We start from the raw sequence: 3,618 nt of genomic DNA on the forward strand, positions 1-3,618 counted from the left end.
GAAAAAACAAAATTACTAGGGATAAAATGGCTATAACAATTATAAAAAAACCAGCTGAATTTTTTAACTGTACTTCTCCAGCAATATTTGAATTTACAACCGATGCTGTTGTTGGAAATTTCGATAACTATGTAGCTGATATTTTTATAAATTCAAAATACACAAGTAAAACTGCTGTTGTTAAAAATATATTTCCAAATACAAAAACTAAAATATTTTCAGTTGATATATCTGAATTTTTAAAATCATTACAACTTAATAATTTTAACTTTGAATTTAATGGTACTAAAAACTTTGGCATTGAAAAATTTAATTTAGATATTAAAATTCGTGATGGTTCAATTCCTGATGCAAGTTTATTTAATTTTGATGATTATTATTTTGATAACTTTATATTTACCGATGGTTTAAGTGTTGTTGACACCAATTTACAAAGTGGCTTTTATTCTATACTTGGCGAAAAATTATTATTTGATAGAATTTATAATATTGACAAAACAAAAAACACTTTTATTAATTTAGAAGCAATTGAAGTTTGTAGTGGATTTGATAATTTTGTAGCTGTTTTTGTAAACGAAAGATTAAACAATACAATTCAAGTGAAAGGAGTTTCTTTACTTATGCCAAACACAAAAGGCATTTCTTATGCTTTACTAAACGATTTGCAAATTAATTCAATTATTGGATTAACAGAAATCACAACAAATAATCAATCTACTAAAAAATTATTTGCAATACCATTTAACGGAATCCACAACAAAATAGTACAATTAAGATTTTTTAATTCAAAAGGTGGCTTTTCTTTTTTCTATGCTGAAATAAAATCGGATAAAGAAAACAGAAGTAAAGTTGATTTTTACGAAAATAATTATTTTAATGAAAACGAAAACCGATCAGGTGTTGCGCAATCAAAATCTGATTATAAAAATACAATCGATTTTTCAGGAATTAAAAACATAAAATTAAAAGAATTATTTTCTGAACTTTTACGTTCCCCAAAAATTGAAATAAATTTAAAAAAAATCAATGAAAATGATTTTTTTATTGAATGCGAAGTTGTAGGAAGTTCCGCAGATCAATATACGCATTTTGATTATAAATTAACGGCAAATATTAATAATTCCGGAAACTTTAAATTATGATAAAAATAATTATAGATAACGAAGATTTAGATTTGCCAGGAAATCAAATTGTAACTATTAAGAAATCTCAAAATCTTAATGGTGTTCAAAACCAATATTCATTTTCAAATAATTTTAATCTACCTTCAACAGCAAAAAATCAAAGACTTTTAAAAATTAATTATTTGCCAAATAGCAAAGCAAAATCAATGACACAAGGTTATGATTGCGATATGGTTATTAACGGTTGTATATTTTTAAAAAATCAAAAATTAAAAATTCAAAAGCAAACAGATAAAAATATTTCTGTTTATCTTGTTTTTAGTGAAAATATATTTATTAAAAAATCAAAAGAAGTTTTACTTAATGATATAAATTTAGAAGTTATTTATGATAAATCAATCTTTAAATTTTTACAATTAAATGAGTCAACTGGATTTATTAGAACGGCACCAATTTCTGCACAAAATGAAAGTAAAATTGTAGTTTTAGAGGAAGTTCCAACTCTTATTAACGTTGTTAAATTAATAGAAAAAATAGTTTTAGGACTTGGTTATTCTTTTTACGGAGATTTTTTTACAAATTTAACACTAAAAGAATATTATTTAAATCCTAACTTTTCTATTTATGGAGTTGGCGGTGCACCAAAATTTGACAACAAACTAAATTGTTTTCAATTTTTAACATCAATACTAAAAACATTTAATGCATATATTGATCCATCCGATAGCGATAAATCGATTGGTATATTTTTATGGAATGAAATTGATAATTTAAAAAAAAATTTTGTAGATTATTCGGATTACTTTGAAAAGTTTAACGATTACGCATTTGAAGGTGGTTTGTCAAAAATAAATACAATAGAATATTCTGGAAGTCAACCTTTTTTTAATTCTTTTTTTGAAAATAACAAATCAATTGTAGAAAAATCAAATTATTTAAAAAGTGATTTTGGTGCTGGTAGTTTAAGATTGTTTTCAGATCAAGAATTAACCGAAACTTTTACTTTGCCTTTAAGATTAATTGGAGAGGTTTCTGAAACAACTGAAATTAATATTTTTAAATTTGAAAATATAAAAACAACAAATGTTTATTTTGTTAACGGTACAAGATTTTCTTCTGAAATGTATAAAGCTTTTAGTCCAAACATATTAGAAATATTTAATGATTTTCATTTAAACTATGTAAAAAATATATCTTTGCCAACAGTTGCAAATTTACAGTTTCGATATGATGCTATATTTTTGACAAATTTTAAAATGCAAAATATTTTCTTTGTAAAAAATTTATCTACTTATTGGTTGCCTTTAGAATTAAATTATTCAACAAAAAAAGATAAAATAAATGTAAAATGTTTAATGATTGAAAAAACAGCAGTTGAAATTCCTGTTGTTTATGATTTAACTATTTCATTTGGTTTTTTAGAAAAATATAAAATAATTAATGCATCCCCTCTTTATAGCACTCAAAACACTTCGCCACAGTCTATATTTTCAATAAAATATTTTAATGAAAATGAAAATAAAATTTTTGTAACAGGCAACAATGGCATTCGAACAGAAATATTTTCAACGCCAATAAATATAGATATAGCATCTAATTTTATTTTAGAATTTGAAAACATACAACCAACAAATAAAATAAATGTTTCTAGATTATTATTTTCATTTATAAGTGAAGAGGGTGGAGTTTCTCGAATTGCAAAAATAAGTATAGACCATAACGGTTTTGCGAATTATATTTCTGAATTTAGACTTCCATCTTTAAATTATGTTTATACAAGTTCTGCTATTGGAAATAATATTTATTTTTTAAATGTTTTACAAAAAATTACAACTTTAGCAAATATTCCTACTACAAATGCTATTGCAATTGGTCAAACTAATTCACAATTCACTGCAATAAATAATACAAATGTAATTTCATTATCAAAAAATCAAAGAATTAAATTTAATTTAAAATCAAAATCTCAACACAATTTAGCAAGTTTTTCTCCTTTTAATTATTTAGAAATAAATTATTATTTATTTAGAAATAACTTTAAAATCCATACATTTTATTCAAAAGGTCAACTATTTGCTGGACCAACAGATAATGCAAATTTTTCTTATGAATTTAATGCTAATTACGAAATAGATGCATTGTTAGGAGATAATTTTTCTTTATTTATGTCAGTACAATCAATCCCTTTATACAATGACCAATCTATTTTATTAGCTCATTTTTTTGATTATATGAATTTAAAAATTTCAGTAATAGAACAATTATAAAATTATGTCAAACATTATACAAATCGCAGAATTAGTAATTGATACCCAAAAAGCATCCGACCAAATTACTGCAACAAAAAAAGAAATTTTTGAACTTCAAAAAGCAAACACTGATCTGCGTAAAGAAATAGTTTCAGGGCAAGGAGACACAACTGAACAAACAAGAAGATTTGTTGAACAAGAGCAACGCATTAAAGCATTACAAGCGCAATATCGCCAACAATCCA

3 protein-coding genes are annotated in these 3,618 nt (G+C 24.0%); all 3 read left to right on the forward strand.

The window, feature by feature from the left end; all coding sequences use genetic code 11:
- On the forward strand, positions 1-1,142 hold a 1,142-nt coding region (locus ACH2BC_RS04545), incomplete at its 5' end, for a hypothetical protein (RefSeq protein WP_395052799.1).
- Positions 1,139-3,391, forward strand: coding sequence for a hypothetical protein (locus tag ACH2BC_RS04550; protein WP_395052800.1), 2,253 nt, complete (start codon positions 1,139-1,141; stop codon positions 3,389-3,391). The genes ACH2BC_RS04545 and ACH2BC_RS04550, both read left to right, overlap by 4 nt.
- A gap of 4 nt (positions 3,392-3,395) precedes the next feature.
- The coding region (locus tag ACH2BC_RS04555; RefSeq protein WP_395052801.1) for a hypothetical protein at positions 3,396-3,618 on the forward strand (223 nt) is incomplete at its 3' end.

The sequence above is a fragment of the Flavobacterium sp. genome, from assembly GCF_043760115.1.
Classification (GTDB): domain Bacteria; phylum Bacteroidota; class Bacteroidia; order Flavobacteriales; family Flavobacteriaceae; genus Flavobacterium.